General features: G+C 62.7%; 22 protein-coding genes. 7 read left to right on the forward strand and 15 right to left on the reverse strand.

Annotated features, from left to right (window positions below):
* Positions 1 to 41: 41 nt before the first annotated feature.
* The 6 genes from AC3ISG_RS08825 to AC3ISG_RS08850 all read right to left on the reverse strand — a co-directional run bounded on the left by AC3ISG_RS08825 (position 42) and on the right by AC3ISG_RS08850 (position 6,348).
* Positions 42 to 875, reverse strand: coding sequence for an aldo/keto reductase (locus AC3ISG_RS08825; protein WP_122534406.1), 834 nt, complete (start codon positions 873 to 875; stop codon positions 42 to 44).
* Positions 876 to 1,243: 368 nt separating this feature from the next.
* Positions 1,244 to 2,680, reverse strand: a complete 1,437-nt coding sequence (locus tag AC3ISG_RS08830; RefSeq protein WP_122534407.1) for a TolC family protein — start codon at positions 2,678 to 2,680, stop codon at positions 1,244 to 1,246.
* On the reverse strand, positions 2,677 to 3,597 hold the full coding sequence (locus AC3ISG_RS08835; protein WP_122534408.1) for an efflux RND transporter periplasmic adaptor subunit: 921 nt from the start codon (positions 3,595 to 3,597) through the stop codon (positions 2,677 to 2,679). Before AC3ISG_RS08835 ends, AC3ISG_RS08830 begins: the two co-directional genes overlap by 4 nt.
* Positions 3,594 to 3,803, reverse strand: coding sequence for a DUF1656 domain-containing protein (locus AC3ISG_RS08840; protein ID WP_122534409.1), 210 nt, complete (start codon positions 3,801 to 3,803; stop codon positions 3,594 to 3,596). The genes AC3ISG_RS08835 and AC3ISG_RS08840 overlap by 4 nt, the downstream gene beginning before the upstream one ends.
* Positions 3,800 to 5,890: an FUSC family protein gene (locus AC3ISG_RS08845; protein ID WP_489299480.1), complete on the reverse strand. Its 2,091-nt coding sequence runs from the start codon at positions 5,888 to 5,890 to the stop codon at positions 3,800 to 3,802. The genes AC3ISG_RS08840 and AC3ISG_RS08845 overlap by 4 nt, the downstream gene beginning before the upstream one ends.
* A gap of 5 nt (positions 5,891 to 5,895) precedes the next feature.
* Positions 5,896 to 6,348: a MarR family winged helix-turn-helix transcriptional regulator gene (locus tag AC3ISG_RS08850; protein ID WP_489299019.1), complete on the reverse strand. Its 453-nt coding sequence runs from the start codon at positions 6,346 to 6,348 to the stop codon at positions 5,896 to 5,898.
* Positions 6,349 to 6,930: 582 nt separating this feature from the next.
* Here AC3ISG_RS08850 and AC3ISG_RS08855 point away from each other — a divergent pair.
* Positions 6,931 to 7,599: a polysaccharide lyase family 7 protein gene (locus tag AC3ISG_RS08855; RefSeq protein WP_122534411.1), complete on the forward strand. Its 669-nt coding sequence runs from the start codon at positions 6,931 to 6,933 to the stop codon at positions 7,597 to 7,599.
* 425 nt (positions 7,600 to 8,024) lie between these two features.
* Here AC3ISG_RS08855 and AC3ISG_RS08860 read toward each other — a convergent pair whose 3' ends face one another.
* Complete coding sequence (locus AC3ISG_RS08860; protein ID WP_489299020.1) at positions 8,025 to 9,416, reverse strand: heavy metal sensor histidine kinase; 1,392 nt, start codon at positions 9,414 to 9,416, stop codon at positions 8,025 to 8,027.
* The gene (locus AC3ISG_RS08865; protein WP_122534413.1) at positions 9,389 to 10,084 is read right to left on the reverse strand and encodes a heavy metal response regulator transcription factor; all 696 of its coding nucleotides are present in this window, start codon (positions 10,082 to 10,084) and stop codon (positions 9,389 to 9,391) included. Before AC3ISG_RS08865 ends, AC3ISG_RS08860 begins: the two co-directional genes overlap by 28 nt.
* A gap of 310 nt (positions 10,085 to 10,394) precedes the next feature.
* Here AC3ISG_RS08865 and AC3ISG_RS08870 point away from each other — a divergent pair, with 310 nt between their 5' ends.
* From AC3ISG_RS08870 to AC3ISG_RS08880, 3 genes are read left to right on the forward strand one after another with little or no spacing between them, the layout of a single operon-like run.
* The gene (locus AC3ISG_RS08870) at positions 10,395 to 11,018 is read left to right on the forward strand and encodes a hypothetical protein (RefSeq protein ID WP_122622702.1); all 624 of its coding nucleotides are present in this window, start codon (positions 10,395 to 10,397) and stop codon (positions 11,016 to 11,018) included.
* Between the two features lie 57 nt (positions 11,019 to 11,075).
* Positions 11,076 to 11,699 carry a cytochrome b/b6 domain-containing protein gene (locus tag AC3ISG_RS08875; RefSeq protein WP_489299021.1) on the forward strand — a complete coding sequence of 208 codons (624 nt, stop codon included), beginning with the start codon at positions 11,076 to 11,078 and terminating at the stop codon, positions 11,697 to 11,699.
* Positions 11,692 to 12,462: a molybdopterin-dependent oxidoreductase gene (locus AC3ISG_RS08880; protein WP_122622695.1), complete on the forward strand. Its 771-nt coding sequence runs from the start codon at positions 11,692 to 11,694 to the stop codon at positions 12,460 to 12,462. Before AC3ISG_RS08875 ends, AC3ISG_RS08880 begins: the two co-directional genes overlap by 8 nt.
* Positions 12,463 to 13,531: 1,069 nt before the next feature.
* Here AC3ISG_RS08880 and efeO (AC3ISG_RS08885) read toward each other — a convergent pair.
* The 5 genes from efeO (AC3ISG_RS08885) to AC3ISG_RS08905 form a co-directional block, all read right to left on the reverse strand.
* Positions 13,532 to 14,356, reverse strand: a complete 825-nt coding sequence (gene efeO / locus AC3ISG_RS08885; protein ID WP_122534417.1) for an iron uptake system protein EfeO — start codon at positions 14,354 to 14,356, stop codon at positions 13,532 to 13,534.
* Between the two features lie 27 nt (positions 14,357 to 14,383).
* Positions 14,384 to 15,700 (reverse strand): iron uptake transporter deferrochelatase/peroxidase subunit, encoded by a 1,317-nt coding sequence (gene efeB / locus AC3ISG_RS08890; protein WP_489299022.1) that lies wholly within the window; start codon positions 15,698 to 15,700, stop codon positions 14,384 to 14,386.
* A gap of 64 nt (positions 15,701 to 15,764) precedes the next feature.
* On the reverse strand, positions 15,765 to 16,976 hold the full coding sequence (efeO, locus tag AC3ISG_RS08895) for an iron uptake system protein EfeO (RefSeq protein ID WP_489299023.1): 1,212 nt from the start codon (positions 16,974 to 16,976) through the stop codon (positions 15,765 to 15,767).
* 8 nt (positions 16,977 to 16,984) lie between these two features.
* Positions 16,985 to 17,866, reverse strand: coding sequence for an iron uptake transporter permease EfeU (efeU, locus tag AC3ISG_RS08900; protein ID WP_122534420.1), 882 nt, complete (start codon positions 17,864 to 17,866; stop codon positions 16,985 to 16,987).
* 211 nt (positions 17,867 to 18,077) lie between these two features.
* On the reverse strand, positions 18,078 to 18,956 hold the full coding sequence (locus AC3ISG_RS08905) for a LysR family transcriptional regulator (protein WP_489299024.1): 879 nt from the start codon (positions 18,954 to 18,956) through the stop codon (positions 18,078 to 18,080).
* A gap of 36 nt (positions 18,957 to 18,992) precedes the next feature.
* On the opposite strand from AC3ISG_RS08905, the gene AC3ISG_RS08910 reads away from it, so the two are divergent.
* Genes AC3ISG_RS08910 through AC3ISG_RS08920 form a run of 3 tightly spaced genes read left to right on the forward strand, consistent with a single transcriptional unit; the run spans position 18,993 to position 22,105 of the window.
* Complete coding sequence (locus AC3ISG_RS08910) at positions 18,993 to 20,426, forward strand: CitMHS family transporter (RefSeq protein WP_489299481.1); 1,434 nt, start codon at positions 18,993 to 18,995, stop codon at positions 20,424 to 20,426.
* The gene (locus tag AC3ISG_RS08915) at positions 20,427 to 21,791 is read left to right on the forward strand and encodes an acyclic terpene utilization AtuA family protein (protein ID WP_489299025.1); all 1,365 of its coding nucleotides are present in this window, start codon (positions 20,427 to 20,429) and stop codon (positions 21,789 to 21,791) included.
* A complete protein-coding gene (locus AC3ISG_RS08920; RefSeq protein WP_489299026.1) occupies positions 21,788 to 22,105 on the forward strand; it encodes an AtuA-related protein in 318 nt (105 codons plus the stop codon). The genes AC3ISG_RS08915 and AC3ISG_RS08920 overlap by 4 nt, the downstream gene beginning before the upstream one ends.
* 156 nt (positions 22,106 to 22,261) lie before the next feature.
* Here the strand turns inward: AC3ISG_RS08920 and AC3ISG_RS08925 are convergent, their stop codons facing one another.
* Both AC3ISG_RS08925 and AC3ISG_RS08930 read right to left on the reverse strand, forming a co-directional pair.
* A complete protein-coding gene (locus tag AC3ISG_RS08925) occupies positions 22,262 to 23,035 on the reverse strand; it encodes a DUF3142 domain-containing protein (protein WP_489299482.1) in 774 nt (257 codons plus the stop codon).
* The gene (locus tag AC3ISG_RS08930; protein WP_489299027.1) at positions 23,005 to 25,170 is read right to left on the reverse strand and encodes a PA5441 family protein; all 2,166 of its coding nucleotides are present in this window, start codon (positions 25,168 to 25,170) and stop codon (positions 23,005 to 23,007) included. The genes AC3ISG_RS08925 and AC3ISG_RS08930 overlap by 31 nt, the downstream gene beginning before the upstream one ends.
* Positions 25,171 to 25,387: the final 217 nt, after the last annotated feature.

Here is a 25,387-nt window from a genome sequence, read left to right on the forward strand (position 1 = left end):
TTGACAGTTTTGTGACGGTTTGTGTCCGGCAGCGATCTTGTTCAGACCATTGACAGGCGCGTCTTGCGCAGGGGCGCCGGCCATGAGGAATCAATCAACAATTCATCCTCGATGGACAGCTCGATATCAACCGCCGCAGCGTTCAATTCCAGATGATGGGGGGTGACGGCCTTGGGAATCGCGATCACGCCGTCTTGCCGCAGCACCCACGCCAGGCTGATCTGCGCCGGCGTGGCGTCGTGGCGTTCGGCGACTTCGAGAATGGCCGGGTTCATCAGCAGATTGCCGGCCTGACCAATCGGGCAGTACGCCATCAGTGGCATCCGGGCGGTTTGCATCCAGGGCAGCAGGTCGTATTCGATGCCGCGCTCTTCCGGGTTGTACAGCACCTGATTGGTGGCACACCCGCCACCGAGGCCGAGCTCGTCCAGTTCAAGCAGGTCGGACACGTCGAAATTCGACACGCCCCAGCGACCGATCTTGCCCGCTTCACGCAAACGCTCGAAGGCCTCGACGGTTTCTTCCAGCGGGTACTGCCCGGGCCAGTGCAGCAAATAAAGATCGATGTAGTCGGTGTTCATGCGCTTGAGGCTGCGCTCGCACGCTGCCGGAATACCCGCGCGGCTGGCGTTGTGCGGGTAAACCTTGCTCACCAGCACGACCTCCTCGCGGCGCCCGGCGATGGCCTGGCCGACGACTTTCTCGGCGCCGCCTTCGCCGTACATCTCGGCCGTGTCGATCAGTGTCAGGCCCAGATCGATGCCCAGTTGCAGCGCCGAGACTTCCGCCTCGAACTGATGGCGATCCTCACCCATGTGCCAAGTGCCCTGACCGATAACGGGGACGGTTTTGTCTGCCAGTTCAAGCGTGCGCATCGGGGGTGCCTCCGGGCTGATGGGTCTGAGTCATTAAGAGTCAGGCAGTACCGGTCCGCAGGGGTTCAATCTCAAGCGAATACGCGGTGCGTGAGCGGGCTGCACACCCATTGCAGGACCGGCTTCAGCCGGAGCGAGGTTGGTGTGAACGGCATCAGTTTCGCGGTGTGACGACCGACGACTTCCCGGCTAAAGCCGGTCCTACAATAGTGGTCCAGCCAATACCACTGGATGCACGCGGTCGATTAGTAGGACCGGCTTCAGCCGGGAAGAGGCCGGTGTGAACGACATCAATTTCGCGGTATGACGACCGACGCCTTCCCGGCTAAAGCCGGTCCCACAAAGAGTTCACGCCAACCCGCGAGAACTCACTTATGCCCATTTTCCCAACCCCCACCCAGCGCCAGGAACAGGTCGATCTGACCCATCGCAACCTGGGTGTTCGCCGCCGCCAGTTGTGCGGTGATGTCGGTGTAGGTGCGGGTGGCTTGCAGGTCGGCGAGGAAGGATTCGCGGCCGGCGAGGAAAAACCGGTGGGTCTGGTCCGCCGCCTGCCGTGCCGACTCCTCGGTTTCAACCAGCGCATCGCGGCGCTCCAGCAGCGCGGTGTACTGAGACAGCCCGGTCTGGGCTTCGCGGATCGCGTTCAGCACCACGCCATCAAAACGCGCCAGCGCCACCTGGTTCGAAGCTTCGGCAATGTGAATCCGCGCCCGTGCGCCATTGGACGGGATGGTCCAATTGATCACTCCGCCAAAGCCCCAGCGGTTGGTCGACGGATCGCCCAGTTCATCGAGAATCCCCACGGTGCCCACGGTCGCGCCGATGCTGATGTCCGGATACAACTCGCCCGTCGCCACGCCAATGGCCGCCGTCGACATCGCCAGCCGGCGTTCCGCCTGGCGCACATCGGGACGGCGTTTGAGCAGCGCGGCGCCATCGCCCACCGGCATGACTTGAGCGATGTGCGGCAGCTCGGCGCACTCCGCGACCCCGCGGGGCAGCTGATTGAGCGGGCGGGCGAGCAGCATCGACAGGCGATACAGCGCTGACTTCTGCGCCGCTTCGTAACGCGGCAACTCGGCACGCAGCGAGCGGAACTGGGTTTGCGAGCGCGTCACCTGGGTTTCATCGCCACGGCCGGCATCGCGCAGGCGTTGGGTCAGATTCAGGCTCTGCTGCTGCAGGTCCAGGGAGTGCAGGGCGATGTTGCGTTCTTCGTTGGCGGCACAGACCTGCGTGTACGCGCGAACCACATCGGCCACCAACGTGATACGTGCCGTGTCGGCAGCCGCCTGGGTCGCGTCGGCGTTGGCCTGGGCCGCTTCGATGCCGCGCTGTAGCACGCCAAACAGATCGAACTGGTAAGAAGTGGTCAGGCCGACATCTCCGACATTGGACACCGGCACTTTTTCTGGCAGCAAATAGGCCTGACCGGCTTCCTGCAGGCGTTGCGCCCCGGCCTTGGCCGTGCCACTCCAGCCGCCCGCCGCATCGGCCTCGCTCATTTGAAACCGCGCCCGTTGCAGGTTCGCCGCAGCGACGCGCAAATCGGTGCTCGACACCAGCGCCTGACCCACCAGCTCGTCGAGTTTCGGATCGTGATACAGCCGCCACCAGTCAGCCGGCACCGGCGCCGACACCACATTTTTCGATGAGCCGGCCAGCTCGCCCTGCAGATCGGGTCGATTGACCGCGGCTTGATCAGGCAACGTGTAATCCGGGCCGACCACGGTGCAAGCCGACAGCAGCAAGCCCATGCACATGCTCATGCCCACCGTCAGCAGGCGTGCGCGGTGTTTCATTTCGGCGCTCCAGGCTGGATGGGTTGGTCATTTCCCTGAGCAGCTGTGCGGGCGTCATCGATGATCGACACCGTCGCCGTGCGCCCGGCAATCATGCGGAAATCCGCCGGCACGTCGTCGAACGCAATGCGCACTGGAATCCGCTGGGCCAGTCGCACCCAGCTGAAGGCCGGGTTGACGTTGGGCAGCAGGTTCGTGCCGCTGCTGCGGTCGCGGTCTTCGATGGCCGCGACGATGCTCACCACATGGCCACGCAGGCGGGCGTTGTCGCCGATCACGCGGATGTCCACGCCGGAGCCGATGTGAATCCCGTCCAGCTTGGTTTCTTCAAAGTAGCCGTCGATGTGGAACGAGTTGCTGTCCACCACCGACAGCACCGGACGCCCAGCACTGACAAATTCGCGGTCCCGGGGCGCACGGTCATTGAGGTAGCCGTCCACCGGGCTGCGGATCACCGAGCGGTCCAGGTTCAGCTGCGCCGAATCCACGGCCACCTGTGCTTCATTCAGGGCCGACAGCGCCCGGGCTTCCCTGGACTGGCTTTCTTCCAGCTGCTCGCGGGCGACCAGATTGCCGAGGCTGCGGTTACGCCGGTTCTCGCGCTGGGCCTGTTCCCAGGTTTCCTTGCGCTCGGCGACCGTCGCCTGGGCCTGACGCAAGGCGAGGCGGAAACGGTCCTGGTCGATGGTGAACAGCAACTGGCCTTTTTTGACCGGCTGGTTGTCGCTCACCGCGACCTTCTCGATCAGCCCCGAAACGTCCGGCGCGATCTGGATCACGTCGGCGCGGATGTGCCCGTCGCGGGTCCAGGGCGCATACATGTAATACATCACCATGCGCCACACGACGATCGCGGCGAGGGTGACAACCAGCAGGGTCAGGACCACGCGGCCCAGCGTCAGAAGAGGTTTTTTCATGTCATCAGGTATCGACTTAGGGTATCCACGACGCCGAGCAGCAGAGCGTATAGACCGACGTTGAACAAAGCCCGGTGCCAGACCAGGCGGTAGAAGCGGGCGCGCGTCAACACGGCGTGCACCACCAGAAAAATCAGGTAAGCGATGCCCATCAGCACCAGAAAGGTCGGCAGGAAGATCCCGCTGATGTCCACATCACCGATCATAACGGTGCTCCATCGATGCCATAGGGCGGTTGTTCTTCCTGCTCGGCGAGCACATCGACGATCTCCACACCCGGCAACAGCGCCAGGCGCAAGCCACTGAGGGCGTGCAACAGATTCAGCCGCGCGGCGTCATCATCTTCGCCATTGAACGCCATTGCGCGGCGGGCGCGGTCCATGGTCATCAGCAGACCTTTGGGCGCCGGCAAACGCTCCCGGGCTTTCAGGCAGGCCCGGAAATGCGCACCGACTTCGGTCGCCACCTGGCGTAACAGCTGGCGCGGCGCCGGGTCGACCCGCGGCATGTACGCCAGCAAATCGAGCATGTTCAGGGCGACCCGCGCTTCGCGCAGTGCACTGGTGGAATCCTGGGCCGTGATTGCCAGACGCGGCAGGTGCTGCATCAGCCGGTCGAGCATGCGCACGCCCATGTGCCGGTGCTCGGCCAGGGTCGCGTCTTCGCTGAGGGAGACGATGTCGCGCCAGCTGAAACGGGTGAGACGCTTGGCCGCCACCTCAGTGCCGAACGGCCGGACGATCAGCGTCCAGACGAAGGCGAATGCCAGACCCGCCGGCCCGGCCAGGTTGGAATTGACGAAGTTGACGAAGTCGGCGTCGTAGGCGCTCTGAATACTGATGAAGGACGAGGTGTTGACGATGGTCAGCAGGGTGCCGAGGTAGAACTTCGGCTGCACGGTCAGGGTGCCGACGCAGATAAACGGCACGGAAAACGCCAGCACCAGCATCGGGAAGTCGTGCAGGTTAGGCAGCACCACGAACAGATAGAGGCTGGCGAAGATCACCGACATCATGGTCCAGAAGAAGAACCGGTAGATCTGCGGCGCAGGGTCGTCCATCGCCGCAAAGAAGCTGCACGACACCGCCGCCAGCGCCACCGCACTCGCGCCGTCCTGCCAGCCCAGCAAGATCCACAGCACTGACGCGACAATGATGGCGCTGACCGAGGTTGCCACCGAATACAGCATCATCCCGCGATCAAGAAACGGCGACAGCCGCCCCAGCCGCCAATGGCGATACACCGCGCGCCAGGCCGAGTGGTCATCGGTCTCGATGGCGTGCTGCAGGCTGCGGCAGTCCTGCCACAGGTCGATCCATTCGCGCAGCCGATACAACGCGTTCGACAGCAACAGTTGCCGGCGATCATCGATTTGCGCAGGCGTGGGTTGCAGGCGGTCGAGCTCGGTGTGCAAGGCTTTCCAGTATGTGATCGGCGCGCCTTTGGCGGTCTGTTCGACCCAGTCGCGGCACTCGGTCAACAGCGGCGCGAGGTCGGCGACGTGCTCGGGCGAACGCCGCTCCAGCGCCCAGAGGGCATCGTCCAGGGCATCAATAACGGGCAGCAGATGAATCATCCGCCCGCGCAGTTCCTTGGCATTGCGTACGGTCTGGCGATGGGCGCCTTCGTGGGGCAACTGGCCGATCATCAGCTCCAGGCTGTTGAACGTGCCGACCATGGCCGTGCGCAGGCCGCCGACCGCTTCCGGCGTGGCGCTGCGGGAAAGAAAGAGATCGCTGTAGGCCGAGGCATCCTTGAACCACTTGCCCATGGCATCCACCAGCACCGGCGCCAGCCGACGGGGCCAGAACATCGCCCCGACCACGGCGGCGCAGACGATGCCAAGGAAGATTTCCTCGGTGCGCGAGACGGCGATGTCGAACACCGCCTGGGGGTTGTCGACCACGGGAAAGGAAATCAGCGGCATGGTGTAGCCCGCCAGCATCAGCGCATAACTGTTGGCCGTACGCAGATGCAGGGACAGAAACAGCAGGGTGCCGGTCCACAGGGCAATGACCACCGCCAGCAAAAACGGCGTCTGCACGAACATCGGCACCAGCACCACCGAGGCGGCGGCGCCGAGTAGCGTGCCGGCGGCGCGGTACAGCGCCTTCGAACTGGTCGGCGCCACGAACGGGCTGGAGACGATGTACACCGTCGCCATCGCCCAATAGGGGCGGGGCAGTTCCATCATGAGCGCGATGTAAAGCGCCAGCATCGAGGCCGCAAACGTGCGCACGCCGTAAAACCAGTCGCGGCCCGGCGGGACACCGTCGAAAAAGCCTTTGAACAGACCGCTCAAGATGAAGACTCCGGCGCCATCGGCGTGGCCTGGGCGATGGCGCTGAAGACGCGCAAGGTCGCTTCCAGATCCGCCCGGTCAACGTTGCTGAAGATGTCGCGGCGCAGGCGGATCAGCTCTGCCTCGATGGCGTTGGCCAGCGCGCGGCCCTCATCGGTGAGGCTCAAGGCCTTGGCGCGTCGGTCAGTGGGGTCTTCGGTGCGCTGCACCAGTCCGGCTTTGCACAATTGATCCAGCAGGCGCACCAGTGACGGGCTTTCCAGCCCGCAGGCCTGGGCCACTGTCACCTGACGTACGCCTTCACCCAGACGCGCGATCATCAGCAACGGACCGGCGCAGGCTTCGGTGACGCCAGAGTCGATCAGCGTTGTCTGGCAGACGCGTCGCCACTGCCGGGAGGCTGCGACAACGCCGCCGGTGATGCGCATTTGCAGGGTGTCAGGGTTCATGAAAAGGCCATTGAAGCGATATGAACGCGGTTAGGAGTTGGTTAGGAGTTGAATGATTAGGTGCTGCATTATTAGGCTGCTAACTAATAATATCCTGTAACAAAGTGTTCGCGTCAAACGGAATGTTGATGAACGGGGCTGGCGAAGTGTCGCAGGCCGGTTTGTTGCCGGGTTTCTCAACTGTGCGCATAAGCGCGCCAGACGCTTCTGGCTACCGCGTAGGACGGGCGAGGTCATTGGGGTAGGAAATTTTCGATACCGTCTGTCGGGCAAGGCCGCTGTGGCTGAACTATTTTTTCTAGCGTCGTCTAAGCGCCCTCCAAAAAAATGGCGCCAAAATATTTACCACTGCGCCGCTATTTCCGCAGGCTGGGTAAAAGTTTGATGCAGGGGACTGCGCCGGTTAACTGGTGGCATTGTGCTGGCCTTACACGCTTGCCTATGCGCTTCGGCGGATTCTTGACTCTCGGGACGACTAAAGATCAAACGGTTCAGCCGATAGCAAAGACGACAGGAACGGCAGTCACAGGCCTGTTCCAGACACCTTCTTTGCTGTGCGCAACGCGCACCATGAGTGCACCCATGATTGATCTCGCTATCTGGAATCTTTCTATACCGGTCGGTATCGCAGCCGCCACCATCGACACGCCAAAACTTGTCGGCGGTTACCAGGATGGTTACTTCCGTTCAGGGGACACTTTGTTCTTCTGGGCGCCGGTTACAGGGTCAAGGACTGACAATGCCAAATTTCCCCGTACTGAACTGCGTGAGACCTACGCCAACGGTACGGTTCACAACTGGACCTACTCTGACGCGGACAATTTCCTGCGTGCGGCGCTGACCGTGGACCAGGTGCCTTCTACGGGCAAAATCGTCATCGGTCAGATCCACGCCTATGGCAGTACCGAGCCGCTGCTCAAGCTCGAATACCAGTACAAGGAAAAAACCAAGACCGGCAACCTCGTCGTGAAGTATCGCTCGACGCCCACTTCCGAGCCCGAAGTCATTCAGGTGGCCACCGGCGTGCTGCTCAAGCAGCGCTTCACGTACACCATCCACCTGACCCAGGCCGGCAACCTGACCGTCAATGCCTACGACATGCAGTGGGGCGCCAAGCTCGACCTGTCCTGGAAGGGCAAGCCGCTGTATTTCAAGGCAGGCGTCTACACCCAGGACAATGCCGGCTACGCCACCGAAGGCGGCGCGGCGACGTTCTACAAACTGGTGGCGACCCACGACAAGAAGGCGTGAGGGTTGGGGCAGGCTGCTGTCACGTGACGAACCCCTTCGTTGCTCGCGAAGAGTTGATCTCAACCGCTGAAGCTCTAGCGGATGTACCGGCCTCTTCGCGAGCAAGCTCACTCCCACAGGCCCTGCGACATCCGGAATATCTCGGGCAGATGCGCGATCCCGTGGGAGCGAACTTGCTCGCGAAGGCTTACTTTCAGCCGCCGGAGGACGCGACTGAATGCCCCGGCCTCTTCGTGAACAAGCTCACTCCACAGGTCCCGGAGCATGACCAAGATTCCGAGTCGATCACCGATCCCGTGGGAGCGAGCTTGCTCGCGAAGGCTTAATTTCAGCCGCCGGAGGACGCGACTGAATGCCCCGGCCTCTTCGTGAGCAAGCTCACTCCCTCAGTTCATCTGACGGCAGGTGACAGTCTGCGCTGCGCGCTATCGTGGGAACACCAGTCCGAAACAGATCCGCCCCGGCGTCGGCTGGTTAACCGACACCTCGCCGCCGTGCAGCTGCATGATCGCGGCGACGATCGCCAGGCCGAGTCCGTTGGAATCAGAGCTCTGATGACGTGAGGCATCGCCGCGGTAGAAACGGTCGAACAGTTTGCCCAGGGTCGCGTCGTCCAGCGTCGGGCCCTGGTTCTCCACCTCGATGCGGCAGCGCTGGCCGCTCTCCATCACACGAATCCTGATCTCACTGCCTTCATCGGCGTAGCGGATCGCGTTCGCCACCAGGTTGCTCAGTGCCCTGCGCAGCAACAAGGGATCGGCCTCGATCCGCGCTTCGCCTTCCGTGTGCAGTGTGATATCACGCTCTTCCGCCAGCCCTTCGAAATAGCCTGCGACTCGCTGCATCTCGTCCGCCAAGTCCAGCGTCTGGCGGTTGAGCGCGGCTTGCGCTTCATCGGCCCGCGCCAGGAACAGAATGCTTTCGACCATGCGCGAGATGCGTTCCAGCTCCTCCAGGTTGGAGGCCAGCAGCGCCTGGTATTCATCCTCGGTGCGCACTTGCCGCAGCGCCACCTGACAATGCCCCATCAGCGAACCCACCGGCGTGCGGATTTCATGGGCCAGGTCGGCGGAAAACTGCGTCAGCCGCTGATAGCCGTCGGCGAGCCGGTCAAGCATCGCGTTGTACGCCTCGCCCAGTTGCTGCAACTCCACCGGCGTGTCGCGGTTGTCCATGCGGCTGTCCAGCTGCGCCGGGGTGATGGCCGCGGCGTGGCTGGCCATCCTGCGCAACGGCCGCAGACCCCGGCGCAGCAAAACATAGCCGAGCAGGGCTGTGAGCACGAAGGCCAGGGCCACAGCGAACAGGATGCGATTGCGGAACCCCGCCAGGGTGGCCATCTCCTTGACCTCGATGTGCGCGGCCGTCAGGTGCACGATCCTGCCGCCTGACACCGCCTCGACCGTCGCCGCGCGCATCGGCACGCCTGAATCCAGCATGCCGCTGCGCATGTCGGCCACGCTCAGCGGCATGTTCGCGGGCACCACTGGCATCGACGGCAGGGACGCGTGCAGCGGATTGACCCTGATCACCGCCGGCTTGCCCGGCTCGGCGATGATGAAAATGTCGTCCTCGCTGTCGAGCATGTTCTCGAACAGCTGCGGGCTGCTTTGCAAAGTACTCAGGGTCAGGTCGTACTGCAGCAGTTTGCGAAAGTGATCCAGCCGCGCCAGCACCGCATGGTCGCTGCGGGTCATCACCGCGCCCTTCATGGTCTCGTAGAGGTACATGCCGGCGCCCGCGACGGCGAGCATGGCCACCACCGAAAACGCCAGGGTTGCGCGCAGGGTCAGGGATGGCGGGCGTCGGGCTCGCATGGCCGCACCTCGCAGACGTAACCGATGCCGCGCACGGTGTGGATGAGTTTGATCGGGTAGGGCGTGTCGACCTTGCTGCGCAGGCGCTTGATCGCCACGTCGACGACGTTGGTGTCACTGTCGAAATTCATGTCCCAGACTTCCGAAGCGATCTGCGCCCTCGACAGCACGTCGCCCTCGCGGCGCAGAAACAGATGCAGCAGCGCGAATTCCTTGTTGGTCAGGGTGATGACCTGTTGCTGGCGCGTGACCCGACGGCGCAGCAGGTCCAGCTCCAGATCGGCCAGGTGGAAATGGTCGGCCTCGCGCACCACCCCGCGACGCAGGATGGTGCGGATGCGCAGGAGCAATTCGGTGAAGGAAAACGGCTTGACCAGGTAATCGTCGGCGCCCAGTTCGAGGCCGCGGATGCGATCCTGCAACTGATCGCGGGCGGTCAGAAACAGCACCGGCACGTCCTGCTTCGCCCGCAGGATTTCAATGATCTGCCAGCCGTCGATGCCCGGCAGCATGACGTCGAGCACCAGCAGGTCGTAGCTGTGCTCCAGGGCCATGTGCAGGCCGTCGGTGCCGTGCTGGGTCCAGTCGACTTTGTACCCGGACTCGGTCAGACCTTTCTTCAGGTACTCGCCGGTCTTGGTGTCGTCTTCGATAAGCAGAATGTGCATCGTCGGTCAGGCTCGCTTCACGTCATTGGCGGCGTCGCCGGCGCGGGTGTCGGATGGATCATCAGATTGGGTCAGAAAAGGCGCGAAGGGCTGCAGGCCGCGCCGGATGTGAAGTGTAACCAACGGATGGCGCGCGGTCGGTTACATTTTTGTCATTGATCGGCGCCGTAACGCGCCTGCCTCCCGAATGACAAAAATGTAATCGGGCGGTCATTGTCGGGTGCCGGTTGCGGGTACAGGATGGTGGTCATGCAACACCTGACCCTCAGCTTCAACTTTCCCAACTGCCTGAAGGAATCCACCGATGAAGATGAAGACAGCCCTGACCTCCACGTTCGGCATGCTGATGCTCAGCGCCGCCGTCATGGCTTCCGCCGCTGGCATGGCCGCCGGTGACATGCCGGTGGTCAAGCCACTGCGCGGCACGGTCGACAGCGTCGACAGCAACACCCTGAATTTCACCACCCGTTCCGGCGCCCATCAGAGCATCGGGCTGACCGACAAGACTGGCATCCGCCTGGTCTCCAAGACCGACATCGCGTCGATCAAAGCGGACAGCTTCATCGGTTCCGCCGCAATCCCCCAAGCCGATGGCACGCTGAAGGCCCTGGAAGTGACCGTATTCGAGCCGAGCCTGAAAGGCAGCGGTGAAGGTCACTACGGTTGGGAAAACGCCGATGGCAGCACCGGCACCATGACCAACGGCACCGTCGGCAAGCTGAGCGGCAAGGCCAACGGCCGTACCCTGAGCGTCGGCTACAAAGGTGGCGAGAAGCAACTGGTTGTGCCGGAAGACGTACCCATTGCCTATGTGCAGCCGGGCAAGGTCGATGAGCTGGTCAAGGGCGCGAAAATCGTCGTGTTCCCGGGCGAAGACGGCAAGACCGCACGCGGTGTCGCGGTCGGCAAAGACGGCTTCCAGCCGCCGATGTAAGCGGGTTGCGGCGTCTCACGGCGCCGCTTTCACCGAATCCGTGATGAGTCTCGCACCATGAAAAAAACCAGAATTCATCCATGGCCCATCCGCCTGACGCACTGGATCAATGCCTTTGGCATGGTCTGCATGTTCATGAGCGGGTGGGGCATCTATAACGCGTCGCCGCTGTTCAGCTTCTCGTTCCCCCGGGATTTCACCGTGGGCGGCTGGCTGGGCGGCGCGCTGGCGTGGCACTTCGCCGTAATGTGGCTGTTGGTGATCAACGGCCTGATCTACGTGCTCTATGGCCTGTTCACGCGGCATTTCAAGCGCGACTTTCTGCCGGTCACCCCCACAGCGGTGAAGCGCGACATGCTCGATGCGCTGCGCTTTCGTCTCAAACACGAGAAGGGCGTGTACAACGCCGTGCAGCGCCTGATGTATTGGCTGGTGCTGGCCGCCGGCGTGTTGATCGTGCTGACGGGGCTGGCGATCTGGAAGCCGATCCAGTTGCAGGAACTGACCGCCGTGTTCGGCGGCTACGACTTCGCCAGGTATGTGCACTTTGCGGCGATGGCGTTCATTGGCGCGTTCGTGGTTGTGCATCTGGCGCTGGTGCTGATGGTGCCGAAAACCCTGATGCCGATGATCACTGGCGGCAAGCGTGGGATAGAGAGCGGGAAGGTCGAGCATGATTGAGCCAAAAAAACGCGCCATTGCGCGCATCAAACTGGAACCGGCCCAGCAGATCCAGCTGGAGAGTTTGCAGCGTCGGCATTTCCTCAAAGGCGGCCTGACCGTGGGCGCGATGGCGATGCTCACCGGTTGCAACCTGCAGGACGGCGATCAGGTGGATAAGGTGCTGTGGAGCATGTCGCGGTGGAACGATCGGGTTCAGGCCTGGCTGTTCAGCGGGCAGAAGTTGGCGCCGACGTTCACCAAGGATCAGGTCCGTAACCCGTTTCCGTTCAACGCGTTCTACAGCGAGGATGATATTCCGGAGCTGGACACGGCGGACTGGAAGCTGGGTGTGTCGGGGCTGGTGCGGGACAAGGCGCCGTGGACGCTGGAAGGTTTGCGCAAGTTGCCCCAGCGCAGCGATATCACGCGCTTGATTTGCGTTGAGGGCTGGAGCGCGATCGGGCAGTGGGGCGGTGTGCCGTTGCGCACGTTCCTGGAGCATGTGGGGGCGGATACGACGGCGAAGTTTGTCGGGTTCAAGTGCGCGGATCGGTACTACTCGAGTCTGGACATGCCGACGGCATTGCATCCGCAGACGTTGCTGGCGCTGGATTTTGCCGAGGTGGCGTTGCCGCCGGAGTATGGCTATCCGTTGCGGGTGAGGGTGCCGACGAAGCTGGGCTTCAAGAATCCGAAGCATATCGTCGAGATTGTGGTGAGCAATGAGAATCCCGGGGGGTATTGGGAGGATCAGGGGTACAACTGGTTCAGCGGGATCTGATCCCGTGTTTTTAGGATCAAGATCAAAGGCGTCTGCCTGGGGGCAGACCGTTTCGCCTTCGGCGAGTTACTTGGAAAAGCACCCCCCTCTTGGTTTTAAAGAGCAGCCAAGGGTGCTTGCTCCTGGTTGGGCCCGACTTCGTCGGGTTCCCTCACTCCGACGACGCTCCGTGGGCCCGCGCCGAACGGACATCCATGTCCTGACGGCGCTCTCGCGGCATCCATGCCGCTCGGCCCACTGCGCGTCGTCTGCGTTCGGCCTGCACCCAAGTCGCGTTTTGCGGTGTCTGGGCTTTTTGAGTATGAAGATCAAAAGCAGATCAAAAGCAGATCAAAAGCGGATTGCGGCCTGAGGATACTGGGTACTTGTGGGAGCGAGCTTGCTCGCGAAGGCATTGGTACATCCGCCGATAATCGGTGTTTGAAATGCAGCATTCGCGAGCAAGCTCGCTCCCACAGGATGGGGGTGCGGTCAGCAAAATGGTTGGCGCCCTGGCTGGCTTCTTCCCGGCTAAAGCCGGTCCCACTGAATGCATGCGGCGTCTTGTAGGACCGGCTTCAGCCGGGAAAGCGTCGATCGTCACGCCGCAAGACTGATGGTGAGCAATCCGGGCTCTTCCCGGCTAAAGCCAGTCCCTACAAACACCGCGGTCACAAGGACCGGCTTCAGCCGGGAAGCCATTGATCTGCTTCAACGCTTTTGATCTTCATACGCAAAAAGCCCAGTCACCGCCAATCGCGACTTGGGTGCAGGCTGAACGCAGGTTTCGCGGAGTGGGCCGAGCCGCATGGATGCGGCGAGAGCGCCGTCAGGGCATGGATGCCCGTTCGGCGCGGGCCCACGGAGCGAGACCGGAGTGAAGGAACCCGACGAAGTCGGGCCCAACCGGGAGCAAAGCGTTTTTGGTTACTTTTGGGGCGCTTTTGCCAAAAGTGACCCGCCGTAAGGGCGGAACCATAATTCCAGCCCACACAAATAATGGATAGAGCGCCAATCCAACAAACGGCGCGCCCATAAAAAAGCCCGCCTGCCGATCTCTCGGCAAGCGGGCTATTCAGAACCTGAAGAATCAGTTCAAACCCAATTTCCCGCGCATCTGCGACAGATCTTCAGCCAACGTATTGACCGGGCCTGCCAGCGCCTTGCGGTCCTGTTCCTTCACCTTATCGTACGTCTCGTAGCCACCGTCCTTGGTCTTGTACTTCGCCAGGATCTTGTCCACCGTCGCAAAGTTCTTCTCGACCTTCGCCACGAATGCCTTGTCCGACTTCTCCAGCTGCGGCTTGAACAGATCGACGATCTTCTTCGAACCGTCAACGTTGCCCTGGAAATCATACAGATCGGTATGGCTGTAACGGTCTTCCTCGCCCGACAGCTTGGTCGCCGCCACTTCTTCCATCAACGCAGCCGCACCGCCCACGACCTTCTCCGGCGGGAACGTCATGTCCGCAATACGCGACTGCAACTCTTTCACGTCAGCCAGCAGCTTGTCCGCGAACACGGCCTGATCCTTGGTGGAGTTCTGCGAGAACAGCGCATATTCCAGACGGTGGAAACCGGTGAAATCGTCGGCCTTCACGCCGTTTTCGTGGTCGTCCTCGCGGGAGTCGATCGACGCGTCCAGGTCGCTGAACAGCTCGGCAATCGGCTCGATCGACTCATAGGACAGACGCGTGGTCGGGAACAGCTTCTTCGCCGTCGCCAGGTCGCCCTTCTTGATCGCGTCGGTGAACTTCTGCGTGTCGGCGGCCAGGGTGTCGACATTTTCCGTCACGTAGATCTTGTAGTCCGAAACCGGCGTGACCAGGTCCAGCGGCGCGGTGGCGGCGAACGCGGACATCGATGTCTGCAACACGCCAAAGGTAAGCAACAACGCGAGAGGCGACTTTTTCATAGAGCTCTTCCTGTGAGGTAAGGGGTGTCAGGCAGTTTTTGTTGTCTGGGCAGAGGCGGCCAACAGGGACCGGCCGATGAAATCGTTGATGTCGACCACGCCCGGCAGGGTGAAGAAATACCCGCCGCCGATGGGCTTGAGGTATTCCTCCAGCGGCTCGCCGTTGAGGCGTGTCTGCACGGTAATGAAGCCTTTCTCCAGGTCCGCCTGATAGCAGATGAACAGCAGGCCCATGTCCAACTGACCGTTCTTGTTCACGCCGTTCGAGTAGTTGAACGGGCGACGCAGGATCAGGTTGCGCTGGGTTTCAGCGGTGCGCGGGTTGGCCAGGCGAATGTGCGAATCCAGCTTGGTGATCTTGCCTTCCGGGTCTTTGTGGTAATCCGGAACGTCGGCTTCGGTCTTGCCGTCCATCGGCGCGCCAGTGGTTTTGACCCGGCCGAAGATCGCTTCCTGTTCCTGCAGCGGGGTACGGTCCCAGCGCTCGACGAAGTTGCGGATGATGCGCACCGCCTGATAGCTGCCGTTGGCGGCCCAGGCCGGCTCGTCGCTGCCCGGTTGCACCCAGACCAGTTCGTTCATGGTCTTCTGGTTGTTCGAATCCGGGTTGGCCGAGCCGTCGCGGAAACCCAGGAAGTTGCGCGCGCTTTCCGGCGCCTGGCCCGGTTTCAACGGGGCCTGGGCGGGGACGGTGCCTTCCTGTTTCCAGCGCACCAGCAGCAGGTCCGGCAGGTTTTTCACGATGTCGCGCAGGGCGTGAATGTTGCTGTCCGGGGCGTTGGAGCAGAACTGAATGCTCAAGTCGCCGTGGCAGCAATCGGCTTCCAGCGCGTCGTTGGGGAAACCGACCATGCGCTGCAAACGCTTGGGTTTGACGGGTTCCAGCCCGAAGCGGTCATCGAACAGCGAGTCACCCACCGACACGGTGATGGTGAGGTTGTCCGGCGTGACCACCGGGCCGAGGATGCCGGAATCCAGTGGAGGCAGTTTCGGGTCAACCTGGGGCACGGGGCCGCCGGTCATCAAAAACGCAATGCGCTCGTTCAACGTACGGAACATGCGCTCGAGGTCTTCCCGGTCCTGGGCCAGTACGTCGAAAGAGACCATCATCCCGGCGGTTGGGCGCGGGTTGACGATGCCGCTTTGATGCTGACCGTGGAACGCGTTGTGGTCCTGGGTCTTTTCGCTTTTCGGTGCTTCGGTGACCTGCGCCGGCGCGGGGGCGGCGAACGCGTTACCGGTCAGGCTGGCACCGGCCACCGCTGCGCCTGCAGCGCCAAGGCCCAGCAGGACGCGGCGACGGTCAGTGGAGATCGGCGCGTTTTTTGAATCGGAGTCTTTCATGTGAATGCTGTCTTCGCTCTGGTTTCAGGGCCGGGCGGGTGCATGGACACCCGCCAGGGCACGCTTACAGGCCTGAGAGGCCGAGGGCCGGATCGATTCCATCGAGTGCGTCGGCCAGTGCCTTGGCCTTGTCTGCTATTTGTTTTCGTTGTTCGGTGCTGACCTGGTCGTACGGCTTGAAGCCGTCGGCGGTCTTGAGCATCAGCAACTGGTCATCCAGCGCGGTGCTCGCGGTGTCGATCTTTTTCAGCACGTCGCCGGAGGACTTGGCCAGCAGCGGACGCAGCAGCTCGATAACCTTGCGCGTGCCTTCAAGGTTGGCGGCAAAGCCGTTCACGTCGAGGTGGCTGTAGCGTTCTTCTTCGCCGTTGCTGCGGACCTCGGCAATGCTGCGCATGTTGCGCACGACCATGCTCGCCAGCTGTTCCGGGGCGATGCTCTGGGCCAGCAATTGCTGCTTCAGGCTGGCGATGTCGGCTTGCAGCTTCTGCACGACCGGCGCCAGGCCGTCGACGGATTTCTGCGAGAACAGGCCGAATTCGAGGCGGTGGAAGCCGCCGAATCCCGGATCCTGCTCACGTTTTTCGTAGTAATCGGCGCGGGCGTTGATGGCGTTGTCCAGCTCGGACAGGCGCTGGGCCGCAGGGGCGATGCGCTGATAGGCAGCGCGGGCCGGCGCATAGGCTTTCTGCGCCTGGGCCAGATCGCCGCTGTCGATGGCTTGCTGCAAATCGTTCGTCGCGCGGATCAGCGCGCTGCTCTGGGTGCTCAGGTAGACGCGGTATTCGGACAGCGGCCCGATGAAGGCGACCATCGACGGACGCGCTTTGGCAGCGGCGTCAGACTCCGCGGTCGGCGTCACGTGCAACGTGCCGCGCGGATTGCTCAGCAGGCCGCAAGTGATGGCGTAGTCGCCGGGCTGCAGGTTGGCGTTGATGATCTGGCTCAGCCCCGGGACGATGTTTTCCCGCTCTTCCACCACCAGCACGCCGTCGAGGATTTCCCACTCCACGGCGCGATCCGAGGCGTTGACGATGCGGAACGCGTTCTTGCCGGCCGGCACGGTGATCGAATTCGGCTCGCAGCTTTTCGCGTTAATGGTCACGACCGTTTCATTGCCGCTGTTGGCGATGCGCTTCTTCTGCGCGGCCTGGGAGGCGAAATAAAACATGGCGCCGGCGGCGATCATTAGCACCACCGAGCCCGCAACGGCGAACTGCAGGGCGCGAGATGGCTTGGCTTTCTTGGGAGGAAGGCCGTTGGCAGTGGAGTTCATGAGTGCCCTTATTTGTTCGTAACTGAATGCGTAACGGAAGAAGTGTGGCCGTGTTCATGGGCCGGGCGGGTGGGCAGACTCACCACCCGCGCCTGGGGCTTGAAGAACAGGAACAGCGCAAAAACCAGGTACGCCAGGTACGCCACCAGCACGCTGACGGTCGGCGCATCCTGATAACCGAACATGCCGGCCAGCACCGAGCCGGTTGGGCCGTCCATCGGCAGGATCGCGCTGATGTCGAAGACCACGTCCTGAAAGTGGTTCCAGACCCCGGCTTCGTGCAGCGAACGCACGGAGTTGGCCAGAATGCCCGCTGCCACCACGAGGATGAACAGGCCGGTGTAGCGGAAAAACTTGCTCAGGTTCAGGCGCATGCTGCCTTTGTAGATGCCGACGCCGATGCACACCGCGATTATCAGGCCGAACAGCGCACCCAGCGGACCGGACACGCCCTCGCTCTGCTGGAACACGGCGAGCAGGAAGAACACGGTTTCGAGGCTTTCACGGGCGACAGCAAAGAACACCATGCCGATCAGGGCGTAAGTCTGGTTTCTCGACCCGGCCAAAGCAGCGTCCAGGGACTGGTGCAGATCATGTTTGACCGAGCGGGCGACCTTGCGCATCCATACGACCATCGAACTGAGGATCACCACGGCCACCAGGCCGACGATGCCTTCGAACAGTTCCTGCTGCTTTTGCGGGAATTCAGCGCTGACCATCTCCAGGCCACCACCGACGAACAGCGCCAGGGCGACCGCCAGAAACACGCCGATCCACACCGCAGGCATCCACTCGCCGCGGCCGGTCTGTCTCAGGTAACTGGCAATGATGCCAACGATAAGCGCGGCTTCAATCCCTTCGCGCAGCATGATCAAAAAAGGAACGAGCATTTATCACCGGTGCAGATCTGATAGGGTGTGCGACGTGAATGCGTCAGGTAGCCATTCGCATTCAGCCATTGTGTAACATAATGATACTCATTATTGAATGGCTGCACTGGTTTTTTTGCAAATCCCTGCTTGTCATGCAGGTGTTCAGGTGGCGTTCAGCTAGCACAGGGTGCTTTGAGCGTTTAGTGACAGGCTGCGACAGGCTTTGCGCTCACAGGGCGCTTTTCATTGTCTCGACAAATCTCTGGGCGGCGGGGCTCAGGCTCACACCCGTACGGGTAATCAGGCCGATCTCCCGACACACCCCAGGATGCTCGACCCGCACCTGTATCAAATCGCCGCGGCCTTCGTCGGCGGATTCCGGCAGCAACGTCATCCCCAGGCCTTGCCGTACCAGCGCCATGACCGTCGACATGTAGTTCGCTTCCAGCCCCGGCGTCAGTGCCAGTCCTTCTTCAGCAAACAGTTGCTCCACCCGCTCGCGCACGCTGCTGTCGCGACCGGTAAGGATGATCGGCTGCCCGGCCAGGGCCTGCAGGGTGATCGAGCGCTCCCGTGCCAGCGGATGATCAGCGGGGACGAACAGACTCAGCCGGTCGACCATCACCACCTCGAACGTCAGCCCGTGGCCCATCCGCGCTCGCACCCCCAGCCCGAAATCCACTTCGCCTTCACGCACCAGCACATCGATCCGCTGCGCCACCACGTCCCGCAGGCGCACTTCAACACCAGGAAACTGCTCGCGGAAGGTTTTAAGCAGCGGCGGCAGCGTGCCGGAACACATTGAGGGCAGGGCGGCGATGGTCACCACGCCTCGGCGCAGCGCTGCCAGATCCCGCGAGCCGCTGACGATGTTGTCCAGGTCCAGCAGCAGTTTCTCCATGGGCCCGCGATTGTTCTGACCCGCAGCGGTCAGGCTGACCTGACGCGGGCTGCGCTCCAGCAGGGCGACGCCGAGCCATTCTTCCAGCTGCTGGATCTGCACGGTCAGGGCGGACGGCGACAGGTTCAGCTCCAGCGCCGCTTTGGCAAAGCTGCCGGTGTGGGCGACGGTCAAAAAGGCGCGGATGTGCTGAATCGAGTTCTTCATGGCTGAGTTTTCCGAAGAAGTTGCCGTACACGCGCTATTCGGTTTTTCCGAACGCAGGGTGCCGAACATTTCAATTTACAAAGCTTACCCCCGTTTCGATACTCGATGAAAACAACAACAGCTCATCCCGCCGCCAGCCGGTCAGGGATGACGAAGGATCAAACCATGCTCGCCACCCTCGGTGTCATTACCATCCTCTGCCTGCTCGCTGCCGTCATGAGCAAGCGCCTCTCGCCCCTGGTCGCCCTGATTGCCTTGCCCATCATCGCCGCGCTGATCGGCGGATTCGGTCTGCAAACCAGCGGCTTCATCATCACCGGCATCAAGAACGTCGCCCCGGTGGTCGGCATGTTCGTGTTCGCCATCCTGTTCTTCGGGGTGATGACCGACGCCGGTATGCTCGACCCGATCATCGACCGCATCCTGCGCACGGTGGGCACGCGTCCTACGCGGATTGTCGTCGGCACCGCACTGCTGGCGTTGCTGGTGCACCTCGACGGTTCCGGCGCGGTGACGTTTCTCGTGACGATCCCGGCGATGCTGCCGCTGTACACGCGGCTGGGCATCGATCGGCGGATCCTGGCCTGCGTCGCTGCGATGGCAGCAGGGGTGAATTTCCTGCCGTGGACCGGTCCGGTGCTGCGCTCATCGGCAGCGCTGCATGTGCCGGTGTCCGAGCTGTTTCAGCCGCTGATTCCGGTGCAGATCGTCGGCCTGGCGTTTGTCTTCTTCTGCGCCTGGATGCTCGGGCGGCGTGAAGAAAAGCGTCTTGGGCTGGGCCGCTTTCAGACCACGGCCGAGCACATCGATGTGGTGCCGCAGCGGGTGCTGACCGAACAGGAAGCGGTGCTGCGCCGGCCGCGGCTGTTCTGGCTCAACCTGCTGCTGACCATCGCCGTCATGGGAATAATGATCTCCGGCTGGGTCGACCCGGTGGTGATGTTCATGGTCGGCACGGTGCTGGCGCTGTGCATCAACTACCCCAATGTCGACGCCCAGCGCGCGCGCATCGACGCCCACGCCAAGACCGCCCTGACCATGGCCAGCATTCTTCTGGCAGCGGGAGTGTTCACCGGCATCATGCAGGGCACCGGCATGCTCAAGGCCATGGCCGAAGTGGCCGTGGCGCAGATTCCGGCCGGCCACGGCAAGCTGATCCCGATGGTGGTGGGTTTCCTGTCCATGCCGCTGAGCCTGTTGTTCGACCCCGATTCCTTCTACTTCGGCGTGATGCCGGTGATCGCCGAAGTCGGCCGCTCCCTGGGCGTCGATCCGCTGCAGGTGGCCCAGGCGTCGCTGCTGGGCGTACACACCACCGGCTTCCCGGTCAGCCCGCTGACGCCGGCGACCTTCCTGCTGGTCGGGTTGTGCAAGGTCGAGTTGGCCGACCACCAGCGCTTCACCATTCCGTTTCTGTTTGCCGCATCGGTGCTGATGACCCTGACCGCACTGCTGCTGGGAGTGTTTTAAATGAAGACAATACGTATCGGCTCCGGCGCCGGTTATTCCGGGGACCGCATCGAGCCGGCGGTCGAGCTGGCCGAGAAGGGCGACCTCGACTACCTGGTCTTCGAGTGCCTCGCCGAGCGCACCATTGCCCTGGCGCAACAGGCGCGGCTCAGTGATCCCGAAGCCGGTTTCGACCCGCTGTTGAGCGAGCGCATGCGTCGCGTGCTGCCATTCGTGGGGCGCGGACGCGAGGCCGGACAGCGTCGGCTGCGGCTGATCAGCAACATGGGCGCGGCCAACCCGCTGGCGGCGGCGCGGGAAGTCCGGCGCATCGCGGTCGAGCTGGGCCTGCACGGGCTAAAGGTCGCCGCGGTGACGGGGGATGACGTGCTCGCTGCTCTCAAGGCGAGTCCTGAACGGTTGCTGGATAACGGCGCGACGATTGCTTCGTTGGGTGATCGCTTGATTTCAGCCAACGCCTATCTCGGCGCCCAGGGGATTGTCGAGGCGCTGAAGGCGGATGCCGATGTGGTGATCACCGGCCGGGTTGCCGACCCTTCTTTGTTTCTCGCGCCACAGCTCTTTGAATTTGACTGGGCCGAGGACGACTGGACGCGGCTGGGACGCGGCACGTTGATCGGCCACTTGCTGGAATGCGCCGGGCAGATCACTGGCGGCTATTTTGCTGATCCGGGCGTTAAAGAGGTACCCAACCTGGCGCGCCTGGGGTTCCCGTTGGCGGAAGTCGACGCCGAGGGCAGGGCGGTGATCAGCAAGGTCGCCGGCTCCGGCGGGCGCATCGACACCGCCACCTGCACCGAGCAGATGATTTATGAAGTGCACGACCCGGCGGCGTACCTGACCCCGGACGTGACGGCGGATTTTTCCGGCGTGTCTTTTCATCCAGTCGCCACCAACCAAGTACGGGCTGAAGGCGCCGATGGCCGCGCGCGACCGGAGACGCTGAAGGTCTCGGTGGGTTATCTCGACGGCTGGATCGGCGAGGGGCAGATTTCCTACGGCGGGCCTGGTGCACTGGCCCGGGCGCAGCTGGCGCGGGACGTGGTGCTGGAGCGCTTACAGCTGACCGGCGTGGTCTTCGATGACCTGCGCGCCGAGCTGATTGGCGTGGACGCGTTGCACGGTGCGACGTTGGGTTCGCGGGCAGCGGCCGAGCCGTGGGAAGTGCGCTTACGTGTTGCGGCCCGTTGTGCAGACAAGGCCGAAGCCGTGCGCATCGGCAATGAAGTCGAAACCCTTTACACCAACGGACCCTATGGCGGCGGCGGCGCGACCAAGGCCGTGCGCCAGGTGGTGGCAGTGGCGTCGCTGCTGATGCCGCGGGATGCCGTCAAGGCGCAGGCTCATCTGGAGGATGCATCGTGAGCAACGTGAAATTACGCGAACTGGCCCATTCCCGGACCGGGGACAAGGGCGACACCTCGAATATTTCGGTCATCGCCTTCAAGGCGCAAGACTACCCGCGATTGCTCAAGGCGCTGACGGCCGAGCGGGTGGCTGAGTATTTTGCCGAGTTGCTGGGGGACGATGGCTCGCGGGTACTTCGGTATGAACTGCCGAACGTACACGCGCTGAATTTTGTGCTGCCGGGGATTTTGAAGGGGGGCGTCACACGGTCACTGGCGCTGGATGCACACGGCAAGGCACTGGGTGCGGCGTTGCTGGATATGGAGGTGTGAGTTCGCCGGATTCGCGGCGCAGCGGCCGACGCCTTCCCGGCTGAAGCCGGTCCTACGGGATGCACGCGAGTCCTCAGTGGGACCGGCTTTAGCCGGGAAGAGGCCAGCGATCACACCGCACTCCTGCCGACCTTGCATGAAACGCGGCCCGTTCACCTACTTCTGATTCACCAGAAACACCACATCCCCGCGAAACCACGGGCTGTCCTGCAAATACCCGGGCGCTTGCCATTCTCCGCCCTGCACCAGACCGATCCTGAACGGCAGCCCCATCCGGCTGATGCGCGGCAGGTAGGCGGCGTAATCGGGGATGCTGTGGCGGCCTTGGTAGGTCTGCACCACCACTTCGTCGACCACGCCTTTCAGCTCGCCGATCGTCTGCGCATCCGCGTTGCTGCTCCAGTCCATCAACCCGGTGATGCTCAGCTTCAAATCAGACGGCAGGCGCTGGCGCAGGTCCTTGAGAAAGACCACGTAGTCCTGCAGATAACGGGTGCGCGCATCGAAATCGATCTGCACGCCAGCGACCGCTGTGCCCGCGTCCCGCCAGCGTTGCACCTGGCCCAGCAGCTGTTTGTAAACCGGGTCGGGCCAGCGCAGGGTGTGGGCGCGGTAGACGATCCACACCTCCCGCTGGGGCAGACGCCTCACGCTCATCCCCTGGGCAATCAGCGCCGGCGTTTGCCGATCACGACGGGTGGTGCTGATCTGGCCCTGGAGCACGTACAGGGTTTTCGCCTGGTTCATCAGCACCGGCTGCGTCGCCACGCCGCTCCACAGCCAGAAGGCATCGTGCTCGCGGGCGCCCACCGCCGCCCAGGCCACGCCGCTGCTCAAGCCTGCGATGACCAGACCGATCAGCCCGCCGGCACACACCCGCCAGCGAAACGGCGTCCTCATCACCAGTAATACTGCAGGGATTTGCCCCAGCTGGTGGCGCCGTAAGTGGTTTTCAGTTGCTTGAACCAGCCCTTGCGCACGGCGGGCGCCACATCCTTGCCGCCGCAACTGTTATAGCCCGCGGGCGCGTAGCAGTTGATCGCCCTGAACAGGGCGTAGGCCTTGTCGTCCCGCGCGGCCTTGCTGTCGGCGATCACCGTCTGATAGCCGTTCAGTCGCGAAAAAACCTGACCCTTGAAGCCGGGTTCGCTGCTGCCCAAATTACCCGCGTCGGGCTTCTGATCCAGCGGCATGCCGTCCAGGCCGTTGCGCAGGATGAACTCACCCAGACAGTTCAGACCTTTGGCGTCCTTGTCGTCGGCCTGCAACACGTCGGCGATCTCGCCGATGCTCGGGCAGGCGTAACCCGATTCGGCCTTGGCGCCGTTCCAGCGGAACAACTGCAATGTCTGGCCGGCGTCGTAGACATAACCCAGGCTGGTGCCGAGTTTGGTGTTCGCAGGCGGCTCCGGCAGCGTTTTCAGATCATCGGCGAACGCGGCGTACTGGCTGTGCAGCAGCGCCTTGTAGAGCAGGACGAACTGCGCGGTGGCCTTCTCGACATCGCTGATGCCCTGACCGATCTGCTGGCGCAGCAGCGTCGCGTCGGCCACCTTGCCCAGCAGAATCAGCCGCACCTGGGCGGAGGTGATCGGCGAATCGCTGGCGAACACCTTCGTCAGTTGCCCGCTGCGTTCATAGTTCATCGCCAGCGCCAGTTGCAGTTGTTCGCGCTGCAGGGGCTGCAGCGCCAGGGGCAGCAGTTTCAGCCACAGCGCTCGGGCGCCAGGCATATCATTGCCCGCCTCCAAAGCCAGGCCGCGCAGGGTCTGTTGGCTGAAGGCCAAATAATCCAGTGATTCGGGAACGTCGTTCGGCAAATGCTTGAGCGCGTCGGCAGGTTTCTTGTCGACGTAGAACGCGAAAGCGGCCTGCAAGTAATCGAACATCGCCGGTTGCTGCGCGAACAGCGCTTTTTGCCCATCGAGCTGCTGGCGGGTCAGCCGGTTCGGCAGGTCCGGGCGCATGATCATCAGGTCATGGGTCGCCGTCATCAACGGCGATGGCGTGGCGCCGGTGAGGGTCGTCAGCAGTTTGTTGTCGGCTTCCTGAATCAAGGCTTCCGGCGAAGCAGACGCCCGGGCCTCGCCGGCTTCCGTCAGTTGCCAGGCGTAATCGGCGGCCAGTTTGTCGGTGTCTCCTGCCAGCCAGTGGACGCGGCGCAGCAACCCGGTGGCGGAGCGGCTGTAGCGGCCGTCGGGGTAAACGCTGAGGTACTGCTCGATGGCTTGACCGACGGCTGCGTAAGGCGCGCGATCATGGTCCTCTTTCAGGCTGCCGTATTCGTCGAACGCGTTCTGTTGCGCGGCGTTCAGCCGGGTGCGGACGATCATGTAGAGCGCGGTTTCCTTGAGCCAGGGTTGCGCGCTCTCGGCGAGGCCGCTGAATCCTTTTTCAGCGTCGCTGAAGCGCCCGCTGTAGAAATCCGAGGCCGCACGAAGGTAGGCGGCAAACGCCTTGGCTTCCGGCGACTGGACATCGGTCGGCAACAGGCTGGCCTGTTTGTCCGCCTCCCAGGTGCACGCGTCCAGCAGTTGCAGGCGCGCGCGGGCCAGGGATTGGCGCTCGGTGGCGGACAGCCCTTCGGTGTCGAGCAACTGGCCGATGAAATCAGCGGCGCTCTCGTCGCGGTTACTGCGACAGCGGCTGCCTTCGCCCTGCAGAAAGGCCTGGCCGGCGGTGTCGTTGCTCTCACGGCTGACGCCGAGCTTGCCCAGCAAGTCGGCCATGGCGGCGGCGCCTGATTCTTCGCTTTCGTCGCCCTCGATCTCTTCGTTCGCCAACCTGAACGCCGCAAACGGCACCGGGCCATAGCCCTCGGCCAATTCCTGCTCGGTCAGTTCGCCGGGCTTGAGCGTCAGCGCCTTGCGATCGGCCAGCAGCAGACGCAGGTTGACCCGGCTGTCGTTACCGGGCGTGAGGAAGGGCAGGTTGTTACAGACGTCCAGCGAGTCGCGCAGCAGCGACCAGTTGGGGTAGCAGGAGTCGTCACTGCTGGCCTGGGCCTGGCCGCCCATCGTCGCGCCAATGATCAAAGCAAGAGGAGTCAGGGAGCGGATACGCATGAACAATCCTTGATTTCGCTACGTAAGAAGAGGGTGAGCGCGGCGAATGATACAGGGTGTTTCGCCGTATCCACCGAGCGCTGCGGACGCCGGGTTAAAAATTATTTTCAGATTCATGTGAGGTAAACCGTGTCGGCATCCGTGTAGTGAGAATCAGATGCGTTTCGTGACAGGCGCATCGCTTCTCGACGCCTCAGGTTCTCGCTTCCATGACAGC

It is taken from the genome of Pseudomonas sp. GL_135, from assembly GCF_057834665.1.

Bases quoted from the DNA above. Each gene is read 5' to 3' on its own strand.
- efeO (WP_122534417.1), bottom strand. From the start codon at position 14,356: ATGAAAAAGTCGCCTCTCGCGTTGTTGCTTACCTTTGGCGTGTTGCAG.
- AC3ISG_RS08860 (WP_489299020.1), bottom strand. From the start codon at position 9,416: ATGCGAGCCCGACGCCCGCCATCCCTGACCCTGCGCGCAACCCTGGCG.
- AC3ISG_RS08870 (WP_122622702.1), top strand. From the start codon at position 10,395: ATGAAGACAGCCCTGACCTCCACGTTCGGCATGCTGATGCTCAGCGCC.
- efeO (WP_489299023.1), bottom strand. From the start codon at position 16,976: ATGAACTCCACTGCCAACGGCCTTCCTCCCAAGAAAGCCAAGCCATCT.
- AC3ISG_RS08865 (WP_122534413.1), bottom strand. From the start codon at position 10,084: ATGCACATTCTGCTTATCGAAGACGACACCAAGACCGGCGAGTACCTG.
- AC3ISG_RS08905 (WP_489299024.1), bottom strand. From the start codon at position 18,956: ATGAAGAACTCGATTCAGCACATCCGCGCCTTTTTGACCGTCGCCCAC.
- efeU (WP_122534420.1), bottom strand. From the start codon at position 17,866: ATGCTCGTTCCTTTTTTGATCATGCTGCGCGAAGGGATTGAAGCCGCG.
- AC3ISG_RS08930 (WP_489299027.1), bottom strand. From the start codon at position 25,170: ATGCGTATCCGCTCCCTGACTCCTCTTGCTTTGATCATTGGCGCGACG.
- AC3ISG_RS08880 (WP_122622695.1), top strand. From the start codon at position 11,692: ATGATTGAGCCAAAAAAACGCGCCATTGCGCGCATCAAACTGGAACCG.
- AC3ISG_RS08830 (WP_122534407.1), bottom strand. From the start codon at position 2,680: ATGAAACACCGCGCACGCCTGCTGACGGTGGGCATGAGCATGTGCATG.
- AC3ISG_RS08835 (WP_122534408.1), bottom strand. From the start codon at position 3,597: ATGAAAAAACCTCTTCTGACGCTGGGCCGCGTGGTCCTGACCCTGCTG.
- AC3ISG_RS08875 (WP_489299021.1), top strand. From the start codon at position 11,076: ATGAAAAAAACCAGAATTCATCCATGGCCCATCCGCCTGACGCACTGG.
- AC3ISG_RS08915 (WP_489299025.1), top strand. From the start codon at position 20,427: ATGAAGACAATACGTATCGGCTCCGGCGCCGGTTATTCCGGGGACCGC.
- efeB (WP_489299022.1), bottom strand. From the start codon at position 15,700: ATGAAAGACTCCGATTCAAAAAACGCGCCGATCTCCACTGACCGTCGC.
- AC3ISG_RS08850 (WP_489299019.1), bottom strand. From the start codon at position 6,348: ATGAACCCTGACACCCTGCAAATGCGCATCACCGGCGGCGTTGTCGCA.
- AC3ISG_RS08840 (WP_122534409.1), bottom strand. From the start codon at position 3,803: ATGATCGGTGATGTGGACATCAGCGGGATCTTCCTGCCGACCTTTCTG.
- AC3ISG_RS08855 (WP_122534411.1), top strand. From the start codon at position 6,931: ATGATTGATCTCGCTATCTGGAATCTTTCTATACCGGTCGGTATCGCA.
- AC3ISG_RS08825 (WP_122534406.1), bottom strand. From the start codon at position 875: ATGCGCACGCTTGAACTGGCAGACAAAACCGTCCCCGTTATCGGTCAG.